Source organism: Staphylococcus pasteuri, assembly GCF_030547725.1.
Lineage (GTDB): Bacteria > Bacillota > Bacilli > Staphylococcales > Staphylococcaceae > Staphylococcus > Staphylococcus pasteuri.
This window is the reverse complement of sequence record NZ_JAUOQO010000105.1, coordinates 1-344: the sequence shown is the minus strand read 5'-3', so window position 1 is coordinate 344 and position 344 is coordinate 1. Positions and strand designations below refer to the sequence as shown.

The following is a 344-nucleotide window of genomic DNA, read 5'->3' as shown; positions in this document are numbered from 1 at the left end:
ACTCGAAGAAAATAAAAAGCTCAAACAACAGCTCAAAACAGCTGAAATGGAACGTGAATTTCTAAAAAAGGCAGCAGCGTACTTTGCGAAAGAAAGTCAGTAAGGTACGCCTATATGAAACAGCAAAGATATTTATTCCCGATTAGCTTTATGGCTAGATTACTTCACGTTTCAGTGTCACGATTTTATGATTGGCTAAAACGAGGCATGAATAAAAGATTGGTTCAGCGAAATCAACAGACAATTTTGGTCAAAATAGCTCATGAGGAAACTAAACAAAGCTATGGCTATATTCGATTAACTAAGCATTTACAAGCGCAAGGTATCAAAATCAGTACGTATGC

General features: G+C 36.3%; 1 pseudogene. It reads left to right on the top strand.

Going from position 1 to position 344, the window contains the following annotated elements:
- Positions 1-344: pseudogene (locus Q4528_RS12995) on the top strand (IS3 family transposase); the annotation flags it as partial.